General features: G+C 44.3%; 1 protein-coding gene and 1 pseudogene. Both read right to left on the bottom strand.

Annotation, left to right across the window (positions count from 1 at the left end):
* Positions 1-114, bottom strand: a pseudogene (locus J7R10_RS09325) (30S ribosomal protein S18); the annotation flags it as partial.
* A partial coding sequence (gene rpsF, locus J7R10_RS09320) for a 30S ribosomal protein S6 (RefSeq protein ID WP_208436532.1) occupies positions 114-397 on the bottom strand: 284 nt, incomplete at its 5' end. The pseudogene J7R10_RS09325 and the gene rpsF, both read right to left, overlap by 1 nt.

Raw genomic sequence — 397 nt, 5'->3', positions numbered from 1 at the left:
CAACAGTTTGATATCTTTATAATCAATTCTAGGGGCATTAGCACCTGAAAAGGGACATGTTTTGCGACGACGATGAAAGGGACGACGCACTGCAGTTTGATTCATATCAGTCATCATTCTACTCCTTCCATGATATCTTCACGTTGACGGCGCACAGAGCGAGGCCGCTCTTCATCATGACCATTACGATCAGTGCGTGAGAGCATAGCAGACTTCTCTTTTTCATGTTTTTCTACGCGAATAGTCATGTAACGCAAACTATCTTCATTGATTCGCATTTGACGTTCCACTTCAGCAATTGCTGCAGCGGGTGCATCGATATTAACCAGCACATAATAGGCCTTACGCTTTTTGCGAATACGATAAGCGAGGGGACGAAGACCCCAATTTTCTACAC

This window comes from Bartonella vinsonii subsp. berkhoffii ATCC 51672 (assembly GCF_902825225.1).
Lineage (GTDB): Bacteria > Pseudomonadota > Alphaproteobacteria > Rhizobiales > Rhizobiaceae > Bartonella > Bartonella berkhoffii.
The sequence above is the reverse complement of the archived record's forward strand: the minus strand, read 5'-3'. Positions and strand labels throughout refer to the sequence as shown.